Source organism: Leclercia sp. G3L, assembly GCF_021117075.1.
Classification (GTDB): domain Bacteria; phylum Pseudomonadota; class Gammaproteobacteria; order Enterobacterales; family Enterobacteriaceae; genus Enterobacter; species Enterobacter adecarboxylatus_C.
Genome location: NZ_CP088265.1, coordinates 4,376,876 through 4,391,773, shown reverse-complemented (window position 1 = coordinate 4,391,773; position 14,898 = coordinate 4,376,876). Strand labels below are relative to the sequence as shown.

Here is a 14,898-nt window from a genome sequence, read left to right as displayed (position 1 = left end):
ATATCCACAGTTATAACTTATTGCTTTTAGCGTGGTGAGGGGAAATGGCTCAGGTCTTTAATTTTAGTTCAGGTCCGGCAATGTTACCGGCGGATGTGCTCAAACAGGCTCAACAGGAGCTGTGTGACTGGAACGGTCTTGGCACGTCGGTGATGGAAGTCAGCCACCGTGGTAAAGAGTTTATTCAGGTGGCAGAAGAGGCAGAAGCAGATTTTCGTTTCCTGCTGAATATCCCCTCAAATTACAAAGTATTATTCTGCCACGGCGGCGGACGCGGTCAGTTCGCGGGCATCCCGCTGAACCTGCTGGGTGACAAAACCACCGCGGATTACGTTGATGCCGGTTACTGGGCGGCCAGCGCAGTAAAAGAAGCGCACAAATACTGCTCCCCGAACGTGATTGATGCCAAAGTCACCGTGGACGGGTTACGCGCGGTGAAGCCGATGAGCGAATGGCAGCTCTCCGCGGATGCGGCCTACCTGCACTACTGCCCAAATGAGACCATCGACGGGATCGCCATTCACGAAGAGCCGAACTTTGGCGAGAACGCGATCGTTACGGCGGACTTCTCCTCCACGATTCTCTCGGCGCCGCTGGATGTCAGCCGCTATGGCGTGATCTACGCCGGCGCGCAGAAAAATATCGGCCCGGCCGGTCTGACCCTGGTGATCGTCCGTGAAGATCTGCTGGGTAAAGCCCACAAATCCTGCCCGTCGATTCTGGATTACACCGTGCTGAACGACAACGACTCCATGTTCAACACCCCGCCGACCTTTGCCTGGTACCTCTCTGGCCTGGTCTTTAAATGGCTGAGAAACAACGGCGGCGTGGCGCAGATGGATAAGATCAACCAGCAGAAATCTGAGCTGCTGTACAGCGTGATCGACGGCAGCGACTTCTACCGTAATGACGTTGCCAAAGCGAACCGTTCTCGCATGAACGTGCCGTTCCAGCTGGCCGACAGCAATCTCGATAAGCTGTTCCTGGAAGAGTCCTTCGCCGCAGGTCTGCACGCGTTGAAAGGCCACCGCGTCGTGGGCGGAATGCGTGCGTCTATTTATAACGCTATGCCGCTCGAAGGCGTTAAGGCACTGACCGACTTCCTGACTGACTTCGAACGTCGCCACGGTTAATCACGCCCGTGTTTATTCCCCCGCGGCCTGGCTGCGGGGTTTTTATTATGTTGAATTGAGAGTTAAGTTTCATGGAATCCCTGACGTTACAACCTATCGCGCGGGTAGATGGCACCATTAATCTGCCTGGTTCAAAAAGTGTCTCGAACCGCGCTTTGCTGCTGGCAGCGCTGGCAAACGGCACCACTGTTCTTACTAACCTGCTGGACAGCGATGACGTTCGCCATATGCTCAATGCGCTGAAAGCGTTAGGAGTCCACTATACCCTGTCCGCCGATCGCACCCGCTGCGAAGTGACGGGCAATGCCGGGGCGTTCCATTCTGCTGACGCGCTGGAACTGTTCCTCGGCAATGCTGGTACGGCTATGCGTCCACTGGCGGCGGCCCTGTGCCTGGGCAGCAACGACATTGTGCTGACCGGCGAGCCGCGCATGAAAGAGCGTCCGATTGGCCATCTGGTGGATGCGCTGCGTCAGGGCGGCGCGCAGATTGATTATCTGGAGCAGGAAGATTATCCGCCGCTGCGTCTGCGTGGTGGCTTTACCGGTGGCGAAGTGGCGGTGGACGGCAGCGTCTCCAGCCAGTTCCTGACCGCGTTGCTGATGACCGCACCGCTGGCGCCACAGAACACCACTATCACCATCAAAGGTGAGCTAGTTTCCAAACCCTATATCGATATCACCCTGCACCTGATGAAGACCTTTGGCGTTGAGGTTGAAAACCACAGCTACCAGCGTTTCGTGGTGCGCGGTGGGCAGCAGTACCAGACGCCGGGTAACTACCTGGTGGAAGGCGATGCCTCGTCTGCCTCTTATTTCCTTGCTGCGGGCGCCATTAAAGGCGGCACCGTCAAAGTGACCGGTATTGGCCGCAACAGCGTGCAGGGCGACATTCGCTTTGCCGATGTGCTGGAGAAGATGGGCGCGGTGGTCACCTGGGGCGATGACTTTATCTCCTGCACGCGCGGTGAACTGAACGCCATCGATATGGACATGAACCATATCCCCGATGCGGCGATGACCATTGCCACGGCGGCCCTGTTCGCCAAAGGCACGACTACAATGCGCAACATCTACAACTGGCGTGTAAAAGAGACCGATCGCCTGTTTGCGATGGCCACTGAGCTGCGTAAAGTAGGTGCCGAGGTGGAAGAGGGCGAGGACTACATCCGCGTTACGCCACCGGCCCAGCTGCAGGCTGCGGAAATTGGTACCTACAACGACCACCGGATGGCGATGTGCTTCTCGCTGGTGGCGCTGTCGGATACGCCGGTTACCATTCTGGATCCGAAATGCACCGCGAAAACCTTCCCGGACTATTTTGACCAGCTGGCGCGTATCAGTACGCTTGCCTGACGCTTCTCTGCCGCACCGCCCGGTGCGGCAATTAATTACTTACACTTCATGACGCTGTCATCGTCCAATTCTTCTACACTCAGCTTCAATCATTCCGTAATTTGCACGCAAAGGTAACAGTTGTGCACGTTGACGCGTATAATGCGCGGCGTTTACACAACGGTATGCCTAATTTAAGGAGAAAAAGATGACGGCAATTGCCCCGGTTATCACCATTGACGGGCCGAGTGGCGCAGGTAAAGGTACTCTGTGCAAAGCGATGGCGGAAGCATTGCAATGGCATCTTTTAGATTCGGGCGCAATCTATCGTGTGCTGGCGCTGGCTGCTCTGCATCACCATGTTGATGTGGCCTCTGAAGAGGCGCTGGTGCCGCTGGCCGCCCATCTGGACGTGCGTTTTGTCTCCACCAACGGCAATCTGGAAGTGATTCTGGAAGGGGAAGACGTGAGCGGTGAGATCCGCACCCAGGACGTGGCGAATGCCGCCTCTCAGGTCGCTGCATTCCCGCGCGTTCGCGAGGCGCTTTTACGCCGTCAGCGCGCCTTCCGTGATGCTCCCGGCCTGATCGCCGACGGACGCGACATGGGAACCGTGGTTTTCCCTGATGCGCCGGTCAAAATTTTCCTCGACGCTTCCTCGGAAGAGCGTGCGCAGCGCCGCATGCTGCAGTTGCAGGAAAAGGGCTTTAGTGTTAACTTTGAACGTCTTTTGTCTGAGATAAAAGAGCGCGACGATCGCGACCGCAATCGCGCCGTTGCACCACTTGTTCCTGCAGATGATGCATTAGTTCTGGATTCTACCAGTTTAACTATTGAGCAAGTGATTGAAAAAGCGCTACAATATGCGCGCCAAAAACTGGCAATCGCGTAATCGCGACCGATTTAGCAGTACCCCCGCTGCAATGGATTGACGGCGGGTATGTGAAACAACCCCATCCGGCACGGAGCCAGGTGGACGTTAATATTAACCTGAAGATTAAACATGACTGAATCTTTTGCTCAACTGTTTGAAGAATCCTTAAAAGAAATCGAAACCCGTCCGGGCTCCATCGTTCGTGGTGTTGTTGTTGCTATCGACAAAGATATCGTACTGGTTGACGCCGGTCTGAAATCTGAGTCTGCCATTCCGGCAGAGCAGTTCAAAAACGCCCAGGGCGAGCTGGAAATCCAGGTTGGTGACGAAGTTGACGTTGCTCTGGATGCAGTGGAAGACGGCTTCGGTGAAACCCTGCTGTCCCGTGAAAAAGCTAAACGTCACGAAGCTTGGATCACGCTGGAAAAAGCTTACGAAGAAGCTGAAACTGTGGTCGGTGTTATCAACGGCAAAGTTAAAGGCGGCTTCACTGTTGAGCTGAATGGTATTCGTGCGTTCCTGCCAGGTTCACTGGTAGACGTTCGTCCAGTTCGTGACACCCTGCACCTGGAAGGCAAAGAGCTTGAGTTCAAAGTAATCAAGCTGGACCAGAAGCGTAACAACGTTGTTGTTTCCCGTCGTGCCGTTATCGAATCCGAAAACAGCGCAGAACGCGATCAGCTGCTGGAAAACCTGCAGGAAGGCATGGAAGTCAAAGGTATCGTTAAGAACCTCACTGACTACGGCGCATTCGTTGACCTGGGCGGCGTTGATGGCCTGCTGCACATCACCGACATGGCGTGGAAACGCGTTAAGCACCCAAGCGAAATCGTGAACGTGGGCGACGAAATCACTGTTAAAGTGCTGAAGTTCGACCGCGAGCGTACTCGTGTATCCCTCGGCCTGAAACAGCTGGGCGAAGATCCATGGGTTGCTATCGCTAAACGTTACCCAGAAGGTACTAAACTGACTGGTCGCGTTACCAACCTGACCGACTACGGCTGCTTCGTTGAAATCGAAGAAGGCGTTGAAGGCCTGGTTCACGTTTCCGAAATGGACTGGACCAACAAAAACATCCACCCATCCAAAGTTGTTAACGTTGGTGATGTAGTGGAAGTTATGGTTCTGGATATCGACGAAGAACGTCGTCGTATCTCCCTGGGCCTGAAGCAGTGCAAAAACAACCCATGGCAGCAGTTCGCGGAAACCCACAACAAGGGCGACCGTGTTGAAGGTAAAATCAAGTCTATCACTGACTTCGGTATCTTCATCGGCCTGGACGGCGGCATCGACGGCCTGGTTCACCTGTCTGACATCTCCTGGAACGTTGCAGGCGAAGAAGCAGTACGTGAATACAAAAAAGGCGACGAAATCGCAGCAGTTGTTCTGCAGGTTGACGCAGAGCGTGAGCGTATCTCCCTGGGCGTTAAACAGCTCGCAGAAGATCCGTTCAACAACTGGGTTGCACTGAACAAGAAAGGCGCAATCGTAAACGGTAAAGTGACTGCAGTTGACGCGAAAGGCGCAACCGTAGAACTGGCTGACGGCGTTGAAGGTTACCTGCGCGCTTCTGAAGCTTCACGTGACCGCGTTGAAGATGCAACTCTGGTTCTGAGCGTAGGCGACGACGTTGAAGCTAAATTCACCGGCGTTGACCGCAAAAACCGTGCAATCAGCCTGTCTGTTCGTGCTAAAGACGAAGCTGATGAGAAAGATGCAATCGCAACTGTTAACAAACAGGAAGATGCAAACTTCTCTAACAACGCAATGGCTGAAGCTTTCAAAGCAGCTAAAGGCGAATAAGTTACTCGTAGAGTAACTTGACAGATTGCAGGATTCGTCCTGTAATCAATAACAAAGGGCGGCTACGGCCGCCCTTGTTTAAGCTGTTTAGCTAATGGGTTTGAAGGAACCGGAGGAATCATGACCAAGTCAGAATTGATTGAAAGACTTGCCAGCCAGCAATCGCACATACCTGCTAAAGCAGTGGAAGATGCCGTAAAAGAGATGCTGGAGCATATGGCGACCACTCTTGCACAGGGCGAGCGCATTGAAATCCGCGGTTTCGGTAGTTTTTCTCTGCACTATCGTGCTCCACGCACCGGGCGTAACCCGAAGACTGGCGACAAAGTAGAGCTGGAAGGTAAATACGTTCCACACTTTAAGCCGGGTAAAGAACTGCGCGATCGCGCCAATATTTACGGCGACTGAGTTTGGCCTGCGGGCGAAACTGAGTAACCTCAAGAAAGCACCTGCGGGTGCTTTTTTTGTTTCTGTTTTGCCGATCCTGAATCGACGCTGCAAGTTTTGCGGTCGGTTGCTGCAAACCGATCGTTTCCCGCCAGTCTGCGCCGCAACCTCACATTTCCCTGCCTGACAAGCCACGCGACCCGCCGCACACTGCCCTGATACAGGGAGGTGTGAATGTGTTTGTCAACGCTCGCGACATGTCTGATCCTGGCCATCTTACCGCTGCTGTGGTTGCCCGCGCTGCCGGAGTTGACGGTACTTCAGGCCATAATCGTCGTCGGGGTCCCGCTGGCTTTAATTCGTCATCAGATTGCGCGCTATCTGGGCTTCTGGCTGCTCTTTTTTGCTTGGGGCGGGCTTGCCGCGCTGGGCGAAGTCTGGCCGATGCAGCATCTGACCAGCGGGCCGCAGAAGGCTGAACTGGAGATCCTGGCGACCGGGAGCGACACGATGTACCAGGCCCGCATTGTCCGGCTTAATGGCAGAACGATGCTGCCCGCGGTGGGCGTTACGCTGTATGGCAACGCGCTGCCGCAACCCGGCTGTGCGGGACAACGTTGGAAGATGACCCTGTCCTTAAGGCCCGTTCATGGGCAGCTCAACGAAGGAGGATTCGATGCCCAGCGCTATGCCCTGACGCAGCATCAGCCGCTGACCGGACGTTTTACCCACGCAGACGTGGTCGATGCCCGCTGCAGCTTACGCGCCCGATATCTTGCCACCCTGACAGCCAGGCTCTCGTCTTATACCTGGGGCCCGGTCCTGCTGGGGCTTGGCATGGGGGAGCGTCTGTCGGTGACGCCTGACATTAAAAATCTGATGCGGGAAACGGGCACGTCGCATCTGATGGCGATCTCGGGATTGCACATTGCGCTGGCGGCGTCGGTCATCTGGCTGCTGGTGCGGGGTGGGCAGTATTTTATTCCGGTCCGCTGGGTGGGCTGGCGAGCCCCCCTGGTGGCAGGATTCTGTTTTGCCGCTTTTTATGCCTGGCTCACCGGGATGCAGCCCCCCGCGCTGCGCACCGTCGTCTCGCTGGGGGTATATCTGGCGCTGCAGCTGAGCGGCCGTCTCTGGTCGCCCTGGCAGGTATGGCGGATCTGTATTGCCTCCATTCTGCTGGTCGATCCGCTGGCGGTATTATCCCATAGCCTTATGCTGTCGGCCTTTGCGGTGGCGGGACTGATTTTCTGGTATCAGTGGATGCCCAGACCCCGTTTATCCGGGCCGTGGGTAGGCAGGGCAGTGGTGAATCTACTGCACCTGCAGCTCGGCATGCTTTTACTGTTGCTGCCGGTGCAGGTGCTGGTCTTTCACGGGTTTAGCCTGTCATCGCTGGTGGCGAACCTGGTCGCGGTACCGCTGGTGACCTTTATCTCTGTACCGCTCATTTTGCTGGGGATGTGGTTGCATCTCGGGATATGGCCCCTCGCGGAACATAAGGTCTGGACGCTGGCAGATGGCTCACTGTCCCTGTTGTTTGATTTCTTAACTACGCTGCCCGACGGCTGGATCCCGGTCGATAAACGCTGGCTGTGGCTGACCCTGCTACCCTGGGGAGCCATTATCGCCTGGCGGATGCGCGGCACAAAAGCCTGTCCGGTTGTCTGTGTCTCGGCACTGGTGCTGGCGGCCAGTCCGTTATGGCGGGTGAACAAAACGGAAGGCTGGGCGGTGCATATGCTGGATGTCGGGCAGGGGCTGGCAGTGGTTATTGAGCGACAGGGGAAAGCGATTTTATATGACACCGGTCCGGCGTGGCCGGGCGGGGACAGCGGGCAACGGCTGATTATCCCCTGGCTACGCTGGCATCACTTGCGTCCGGAGGGGGTGATTGTCAGCCATGAACACCTGGACCATATCGGTGGGCTGGCATCGCTACGCGAGGCGTGGCCGAACATGTGGATACGCAGCCCGCTGCGCCGGGACGGACATAATCCCTGTTTTCGCGGCGAACGCTGGCAATGGCAGGGGCTGACCTTCAGCGCGCACTGGCCCCTTGCCACCGCTCCGCAGCGCGGCAACAACGGTTCCTGCGTGGTCAAAATTGAGGATGGTACCCATAGCCTGTTGTTAACCGGGGATATTGAGGCGCAGGGAGAAAAAGCGATGCTCAGTCGTCACTGGCAATATCTTGCGTCTACACTTATCCAGGTGCCGCACCACGGCAGTAATACCTCGTCGTCACTTCCTCTGGTGCAGCGCGTAGGTGGGCGTATCGCTCTGGTGTCGGCATCCCGATACAACGCGTGGCGACTGCCCTCGAACAAGGTGGCTCGCCGTTACAGAAAGGAGGGGTATCTCTGGCTAACAACCCCCCGATCCGGGCAAATCACGGTTTCCTTTTCGCAACATGGCTGGCAAATCCAACGCTTACGGGATCAAATTTTACCTCGTTGGTATCATCAGTGGTTTGGCGCGCCCGGAGATAACGGGTAGAATATGCGGCTATTTCAACAAATGCTGGTTTTTTGAATGCATAACGACAAAGATCTCTCCACGTGGCAGACCTTCCGCCGACTCTGGCCGGTGATTGCACCCTTCAGAACGGGCCTTATCGTGGCGGGCGTAGCGTTAATCCTCAACGCAGCCAGCGATACCTTCATGTTATCGCTCCTCAAACCGTTACTGGACGACGGTTTTGGTAAAACGGACCGCTCAGTGTTGCTCTGGATGCCACTGGTGGTTATCGGCCTGATGATTTTACGCGGCATCACCAGCTATATCTCCAGCTACTGCCTCTCCTGGGTATCGGGCAAAGTCGTCATGACCATGCGCCGTCGCCTGTTCAGCCACATGATGGGCATGCCGGTAGCGTTTTTCGACAAGCAGTCCACCGGTACCTTGCTGTCGCGTATTACCTACGACTCCGAGCAGGTTGCCTCCTCCTCCTCCAGCGCGCTGATCACCGTCGTGCGTGAAGGGGCCTCAATCATTGGCCTGTTCGTCCTGATGTTCTGGTACAGCTGGCAGCTGTCGCTGATCCTTATCGTACTGGCGCCGATTGTGTCGATAGCGATCCGCGTTGTCTCCAAACGTTTCCGCAGCATCAGTAAGAACATGCAGAACACGATGGGGCAGGTAACTACCAGCGCGGAGCAGATGCTGAAAGGGCACAAAGAGGTGCTCATTTTTGGTGGTCAGGAAGTGGAAACCAAACGCTTCGATAAGGTCAGCAATAAGATGCGCCTGCAGGGGATGAAGATGGTTTCCGCCTCTTCCATCTCCGATCCGATTATTCAGCTTATCGCCTCTCTGGCACTGGCCTTTGTACTGTATGCCGCCAGCTTCCCGAGCGTGATGGAAACCTTAACCGCCGGTACCATTACCGTCGTCTTCTCGTCGATGATCGCCCTGATGCGCCCGCTGAAGTCGTTAACCAACGTTAACGCCCAGTTCCAGCGCGGGATGGCCGCCTGTCAGACGCTGTTTGCGATCCTCGATTCCGAACAGGAAAAAGACGAAGGCAAACGCGTGATCGAGCGTTCAACCGGCGATGTTGAATTCCGCAACGTGACCTTTACCTATCCGGGTCGTGATGCGCCTGCCTTGCGTAACATCAATCTGAAGATCCCGGCAGGGAAGACCGTGGCGCTGGTGGGTCGCTCTGGCTCGGGTAAATCGACCATCGCCAGCCTGATCACCCGCTTCTACGATATTGATGAGGGTGAGATCCTGATTGATGGCCACGATCTGCGGGAGTACACCCTGAGGTCGCTGCGTAATCAGGTCGCTCTGGTTTCGCAGAATGTGCATTTGTTCAACGACACCGTCGCCAATAACATTGCGTATGCCCGTAACGAAGAGTACAGCCGTGAGCAGATTGAAGCGGCGGCGCGAATGGCCTACGCCATGGACTTCATCAATAAGATGGATAACGGCCTGGATACTATTATCGGTGAAAATGGCGTGCTGCTCTCCGGCGGTCAGCGCCAGCGTATCGCCATTGCCCGTGCGCTGCTGCGTGACAGCCCGATCCTGATCCTCGATGAAGCCACCTCGGCGCTGGATACGGAATCCGAACGCGCCATCCAGTCTGCGCTGGATGAGCTGCAGAAGAACCGTACTTCGCTGGTAATCGCACACCGCCTGTCGACCATCGAAAAAGCCGACGAAATCGTGGTGGTGGAAGATGGCTACATCGTCGAGCGCGGCAGCCATACCGATCTGCTGGCGCATCAGGGCGTGTATGCGCAACTTCATAAGATGCAGTTTGGCGCATGATTGCCCGTATATGGTCCGGTGAGTCTCCGCTCTGGCTGCTGCTGTTGCCGCTCTCCTGGCTGTATGGCCTGGTCAGCGGCTTGATTCGTCTCAGCTATAAAGTGGGGCTCAAACGGGCCTGGCGTGCCCCGGTACCGGTGGTGGTGGTGGGTAACCTCACCGCCGGCGGCAACGGCAAAACGCCGGTGGTGATCTGGCTGGTGGAACAGCTGACCAGACGCGGTATCCGCGTGGGGGTCGTCTCCCGGGGATACGGCGGTAAGGCGGAGCGCTATCCACTGCTGTTGACCCCGCAAACCACCACCGCAGAAGCGGGGGATGAGCCGGTGCTGATCTTTCAGCGCACCGGTGCGCCGGTGGCGGTCTCGCCGGTGCGTAGCGAGGCGGTTCAGGCTCTGCTGAACCAGACGGATGTGCAGATTGTTATCACCGACGACGGGCTGCAGCACTACGCCCTGGCCCGGGACAAAGAGATTGTGGTGATTGACGGCGTGCGCCGCTTTGGTAACGGCTGGTGGTTACCCGCCGGGCCGATGCGCGAGCGCGCGTCTCGCTTACGTTCTGTGGATGCGGTCATCGTCAACGGCGGTACGGCGCAGGCGGGAGAGATCCCGATGCAGCTGCGCCCTGGCCTGGCCGTGAATCTGCTGACCGGCGAGCGGCGTGATGTCGCTGAACTCCCTGGTCTGGTGGCAATGGCCGGTATTGGTCATCCCCCGCGCTTTTTCTCTACTCTCGAAGCCTGCGGTGCCCGGCTTCTCAACAGGGTGCCGCTGGCCGATCATCAGGCGCTGAGCCTGTCGCAGGTTGCAGGTTTTACCGTACCCGGCCAGACGCTGATCATGACCGAAAAAGATGCGGTGAAATGCCGGTCGTTTGCCCGCGACAACTGGTGGTATTTACCGGTTGATGCTGAGCTGCAGGGCGAACAGCCTGAACGACTGCTACAGGAACTGATTGCCCTCGCAGGAGGGGGTAATGGGGTTTCACCCGCGCACTAACTGACAGGACATGGCATGGCTTTACCGCAACTCACGCTTTCAGCCGCACGTCATCTTCATCTTGCCGCGCAGGGGCTTTTGAAAAAGCCCCGCCGCCGCGCGCAGCCCGCCGATATTCTTACCACCATCCAGCGTATGTCGCTGCTGCAGATCGACACCATCAATATCGTCGCCCGCAGCCCGTATCTGGTGCTGTTCAGCCGTCTCGGTCACTATCAGCCCGAATGGCTGGATAATGCCCTGCGTCAGGGCGAGCTGATGGAGTACTGGGCGCACGAGGCGTGCTTCCTGCCGCGCAGCGATTTTGCCCTGGTGCGTCACCGGATGCTCTCCCCCGACAACATGGGCTGGAAATACCGTCAGGCCTGGATGCAGGAGCACGCGGAGGAGATTGACCAGCTTATCGCCCATATCCATGAAAAGGGTCCGGTACGTTCCGCCGATTTTGAACACCCCCGTAAAGGGGCCAGCGGATGGTGGGAGTGGAAGCCGCACAAACGCCATCTTGAGGGGCTGTTTACCGCCGGGAAAGTAATGGTGGTCGAAAGGCGTAATTTCCAGCGCGTTTACGATCTCACCCACCGGGTGATGCCGGAGTGGGATGACAGCCGGGATATGCTGACCCAGGCGGCGGCCGGGATATGCTGACCCAGGCGGCGGCCGAAGCCGTGATGCTGGAAAACAGCGCCCGTAGCTTAGGCATCTTTCGCCCCCGGTGGTTAGCCGATTATTATCGCCTGCGCCAGCCAGCGCTGGCTCCGCTGCTTGAACGCTGGCAGGCGCAGCAGCAGGTGGTGCGCGTCGAGGTGGAGTCTCTGGGCGAGATGTGGCTGCATGTCGATCTGCTGCCGCTGCTTCCCCTCGCCGAAGAGGGAAAACTCACCGCCACCCACAGTGCCGTCCTGTCGCCGTTTGATCCGGTGGTCTGGGATCGCAAGCGCGCCGAGCAGCTGTTTAACTTCAGCTACCGGCTGGAGTGTTATACCCCAGCCCCGAAACGCCAGTACGGCTATTTCGTCCTGCCGCTGCTGCACAAAGGACAGCTGGTCGGGCGGATGGATGCCAAAATGCACCGTAAAACCGGTGAGCTGCAAATTATCGCCCTTTATCTGGAAGAGGGCGTCCGGGTCAGCGCCGCGCTGGAGAAGGGGCTCACTGCCGCCATCAGCGATTTTGCGGGCTGGCAGGGGGCAACACGGATCGCGCTGGGCCATCTTCCCGACGGACTTTTTGCCGCCTGTCGAAGTGGCTGGGAAATAGACGCGGTCTGAAAAAGGAATATGGTAAGCTTTACCGATCATTGATACGGAGGAACTATGGATCACCGTTTACTGGAAATTATTGCCTGCCCGGTGTGCAACGGCAAACTCTACTACAGCCAGGATAAGCAGGAGTTAATCTGCAAACTGGACAGCCTTGCCTTCCCCCTGCGCGACGGCATTCCCGTCCTGCTGGAAACCGAAGCCCGTTCGCTGGCGGCAGAAGAGAGCAAACCATGAGTTTTGTTGTCATTATTCCGGCGCGCTTCGCCTCCACGCGTCTGCCGGGTAAACCGCTGGTCGACATCAACGGTAAGCCGATGATTGTCCATGTGCTGGAGCGTGCGCGCGAGTCCGGCGCTGAACGGATTATTGTCGCCACCGATCACGACGACGTGGCGCGTGCGGTTGAAGCGGCGGGTGGCGAAGTGTGCATGACCCGCGCCGATCACCAGTCCGGTACCGAGCGTCTGGCGGAAGTGGTTGAGAAATGCGGTTTCAGCGACGACACGGTGATTGTCAACGTGCAGGGCGATGAGCCGATGATCCCGGCGGTCATTATTCGCCAGGTGGCAGAGAACCTCGCCCAGCGTCAGGTGGGCATGGCGACGCTGGCCGTGCCGGTGCACAGTGCCGAAGAGGCGTTCAACCCCAACGCCGTGAAAGTGGTGCTGGACGGCGAAGGCTACGCGCTCTATTTCTCCCGCGCGACTATCCCGTGGGATCGCGATCGCTTTGCAGCCTCCCGCGAAGAGATTGGCGACAGTATCCTGCGTCATCTGGGTATTTATGGCTATCGCGCCGGCTTTATTCGCCGTTACGTAACCTGGCAGCCGAGCCCGCTGGAGAACATCGAGATGCTCGAGCAGCTGCGCGTGCTGTGGTACGGCGAGAAGATCCATGTTGCCGTCGCGCAGGAAGTCCCTGGTACAGGCGTTGATACACCAGAGGATCTCGCCCGCGTTCGCGCCGAGCTTCGTTAATCCCCGTCATCCCCTCATCCGGGGGGATGCTTTTCTTCCGAATTTCTTCATCAGAATCGCCTCACAAGAGTGACATCCGCCCGCCACGCGCTCATTATAAAAGCAGTAGTCTTAATGGGGGTAATATCAAATGGAACAGCTGCGTGTTGAGCTCAGCCATCTGCTGGGTGAAAAACTGAGCCGCCTGGAATGCGTGCATGAAAAGGCGGATACCACCCTGTGGTCGTTATATGACAGCCATGGAAACCCCATGCCGTTACTGGCGCGAAGCTTCTCTTCACCGGATGTTGCCCGACAGCTGGCGTGGAAAATCTCTATGCTGGCCCGCAGCGGTACGGTCAGAATGCCGACCGTATATGGCGTAATGACCCATGAAGAGCATCCGGGCCCTGACGTGCTGCTGCTTGAGCGCCTGCGCGGTGTCCCGGTTGAAGCACCGGCCCGCACGCCGGAACGCTGGGAACAGCTGAAAGACCAGATTGTTGAAGCGCTGCTGGCCTGGCACCGGATGGATAGCGGAGGATTAGTCGGTGCGGTGGACAGCACTCAGGAGAACCTCTGGCCGCTCTGGTATCGCCAGCGGGTCGAGGTCCTGTGGGGAACGCTGAATCAGTATCACAATACCGGCCTGACCATGCAGGACAAACGGATCCTGTTTCGGACCCGTGAATGTCTGCCCGCCCTGTTTGAAGGCTTCAACGACAACAGCGTGCTCATCCACGGCAACTTTACCCTGCGCAGTATGCTCAAGGATCCGCGCAGCGATCAGCTGCTGGCGATGGTTGGGCCAGGAGTGATGCTATGGGCCCCGCGGGAGTACGAACTGTTTCGGCTCAGCGAGAGCGGGCTCGCTGAGGATCTCCTCTGGTACTATCTGCAGCGGGCGCCGGTCTCAGAGTCCTTCCTCTGGCGGCGCTGGCTGTATATGTTGTGGGACGAAGTGGCGCAGCTGGTGAATACCGGGCGCTTTAACCGCGCTAACGTCGATCTGGCGTCGAAATCACTCCTCCCGTGGCTCGCCTGACAGGCCTTTCAGCCATTGCCAGACGCGCCCCAGCGTCTCGTAGCCAACACGATCGCTGTGCATCAGCCAGACCGGGGACGGAATAATCCGTTCCCAGGGGTTGAGCGGAGCGCTAATCGCCAGCTGGTTGGCCGGGGCAGGTAGCGGGTGCAGACCCTCGCGTTCAAAGAAGATCATCGCCCGCGGCAGATGTGAGGCGGAGGTCACCAGCAGGAACGGGGCATCGCCGATCGCCTGCTTCACCGCTGCGGCTTCCTCTTCGGTATCTTTTGGGCTATCGAGGGTGATAATGGCCTCGCGCGGCACCCCCAGCGACAGGGCCACGCGTGCACCTGCTTCTGCCGTGCTCACCGGATTGCTTTGCGCCGCCGCGCCGGTGAAGATCATCTTCGAACCGGGATTGGCCAGCCACAGACGCATCCCTTCATTGAGTCGCGGCAGGCTGTTGTTGATGAGATTCGAGCTGGGTGCCCAGTCCGGATCCCAGGTATAGCCGCCACCCAGCACCACAATGTACGCAACCTTCTGTTTTCCCTGCCAGGTGGGGTACTTATTTTCCACCGGACGTAACAGCCCGTCAGCCACCGGCTGCAGGCTCAGCAGCAGCAGTACCAGCCAGCCTGCCGTCACAAAAATTTTGCCGGTTTTCTGGAAGCGGCTGAACCACAACAACCCTAGGCCCAGCGCGATACACAGCAGAAGAAGAGGGAGGGGAAGCATCATGCCGCCAATATATTTTTTTAGGGTAAAAAGCATCCTTTCTGGCTCCTTTTTTGACCATACAGCTGAGGATTGTCAGCGATATTACACCAGAGA

The 14,898-nt window shown here is 57.4% G+C and carries 12 protein-coding genes and 1 pseudogene; 12 read left to right on the top strand and 1 reads right to left on the bottom strand.

The features are described 5' to 3' along the window. Nucleotides 1–44: 44 nt before the first annotated feature. The 12 genes and pseudogenes from serC (at nucleotide 45) to LRS40_RS22525 (ending at nucleotide 14,082) form a co-directional block, all read left to right on the top strand. Complete coding sequence (gene serC, locus LRS40_RS22580; protein ID WP_231312744.1) at nucleotides 45–1,133, top strand: 3-phosphoserine/phosphohydroxythreonine transaminase; 1,089 nt, start codon at nucleotides 45–47, stop codon at nucleotides 1,131–1,133. A 71-nt stretch (nucleotides 1,134–1,204) separates the two neighbouring features. After that, nucleotides 1,205–2,488 carry a 3-phosphoshikimate 1-carboxyvinyltransferase gene (gene aroA, locus LRS40_RS22575; RefSeq protein WP_231312743.1) on the top strand — a complete coding sequence of 428 codons (1,284 nt, stop codon included), beginning with the start codon at nucleotides 1,205–1,207 and terminating at the stop codon, nucleotides 2,486–2,488. Nucleotides 2,489–2,675: 187 nt separating this feature from the next. Then, complete coding sequence (gene cmk, locus LRS40_RS22570) at nucleotides 2,676–3,359, top strand: (d)CMP kinase (RefSeq protein ID WP_032617356.1); 684 nt, start codon at nucleotides 2,676–2,678, stop codon at nucleotides 3,357–3,359. Between the two features lie 111 nt (nucleotides 3,360–3,470). Further along, complete coding sequence (rpsA, locus tag LRS40_RS22565; protein WP_032617357.1) at nucleotides 3,471–5,144, top strand: 30S ribosomal protein S1; 1,674 nt, start codon at nucleotides 3,471–3,473, stop codon at nucleotides 5,142–5,144. Between the two features lie 120 nt (nucleotides 5,145–5,264). Next, nucleotides 5,265–5,552, top strand: a complete 288-nt coding sequence (ihfB, locus tag LRS40_RS22560; RefSeq protein ID WP_032617358.1) for an integration host factor subunit beta — start codon at nucleotides 5,265–5,267, stop codon at nucleotides 5,550–5,552. A gap of 213 nt (nucleotides 5,553–5,765) precedes the next feature. Beyond that, on the top strand, nucleotides 5,766–8,030 hold the full coding sequence (locus LRS40_RS22555; protein ID WP_231312742.1) for a ComEC family protein: 2,265 nt from the start codon (nucleotides 5,766–5,768) through the stop codon (nucleotides 8,028–8,030). Nucleotides 8,031–8,066: 36 nt separating this feature from the next. Continuing rightward, a complete protein-coding gene (msbA, locus tag LRS40_RS22550) occupies nucleotides 8,067–9,815 on the top strand; it encodes a lipid A ABC transporter ATP-binding protein/permease MsbA (protein ID WP_032617360.1) in 1,749 nt (582 codons plus the stop codon). Beyond that, complete coding sequence (gene lpxK, locus LRS40_RS22545; RefSeq protein WP_231312741.1) at nucleotides 9,812–10,816, top strand: tetraacyldisaccharide 4'-kinase; 1,005 nt, start codon at nucleotides 9,812–9,814, stop codon at nucleotides 10,814–10,816. Before msbA ends, lpxK begins: the two co-directional genes overlap by 4 nt. Nucleotides 10,817–10,831: 15 nt before the next feature. Beyond that, nucleotides 10,832–12,087, top strand: a pseudogene (locus LRS40_RS22540) (winged helix-turn-helix domain-containing protein). Nucleotides 12,088–12,132: 45 nt separating this feature from the next. Further along, the gene (gene ycaR, locus LRS40_RS22535) at nucleotides 12,133–12,315 is read left to right on the top strand and encodes a protein YcaR (RefSeq protein WP_039029479.1); all 183 of its coding nucleotides are present in this window, start codon (nucleotides 12,133–12,135) and stop codon (nucleotides 12,313–12,315) included. Then, entirely contained in the window at nucleotides 12,312–13,058 is a 747-nt protein-coding gene (gene kdsB, locus LRS40_RS22530) for a 3-deoxy-manno-octulosonate cytidylyltransferase (protein WP_231312740.1), read from the top strand. Before ycaR ends, kdsB begins: the two co-directional genes overlap by 4 nt. Before the next feature lie 130 nt (nucleotides 13,059–13,188). Further along, complete coding sequence (locus LRS40_RS22525; RefSeq protein ID WP_142488923.1) at nucleotides 13,189–14,082, top strand: YcbJ family phosphotransferase; 894 nt, start codon at nucleotides 13,189–13,191, stop codon at nucleotides 14,080–14,082. On the opposite strand, the gene elyC is transcribed toward LRS40_RS22525, so the two are convergent. Then, nucleotides 14,059–14,838 carry an envelope biogenesis factor ElyC gene (gene elyC / locus LRS40_RS22520; protein ID WP_231312739.1) on the bottom strand — a complete coding sequence of 260 codons (780 nt, stop codon included), beginning with the start codon at nucleotides 14,836–14,838 and terminating at the stop codon, nucleotides 14,059–14,061. The genes LRS40_RS22525 and elyC overlap by 24 nt on opposite strands. Between the last annotated feature and the right edge of the window lie 60 nt (nucleotides 14,839–14,898).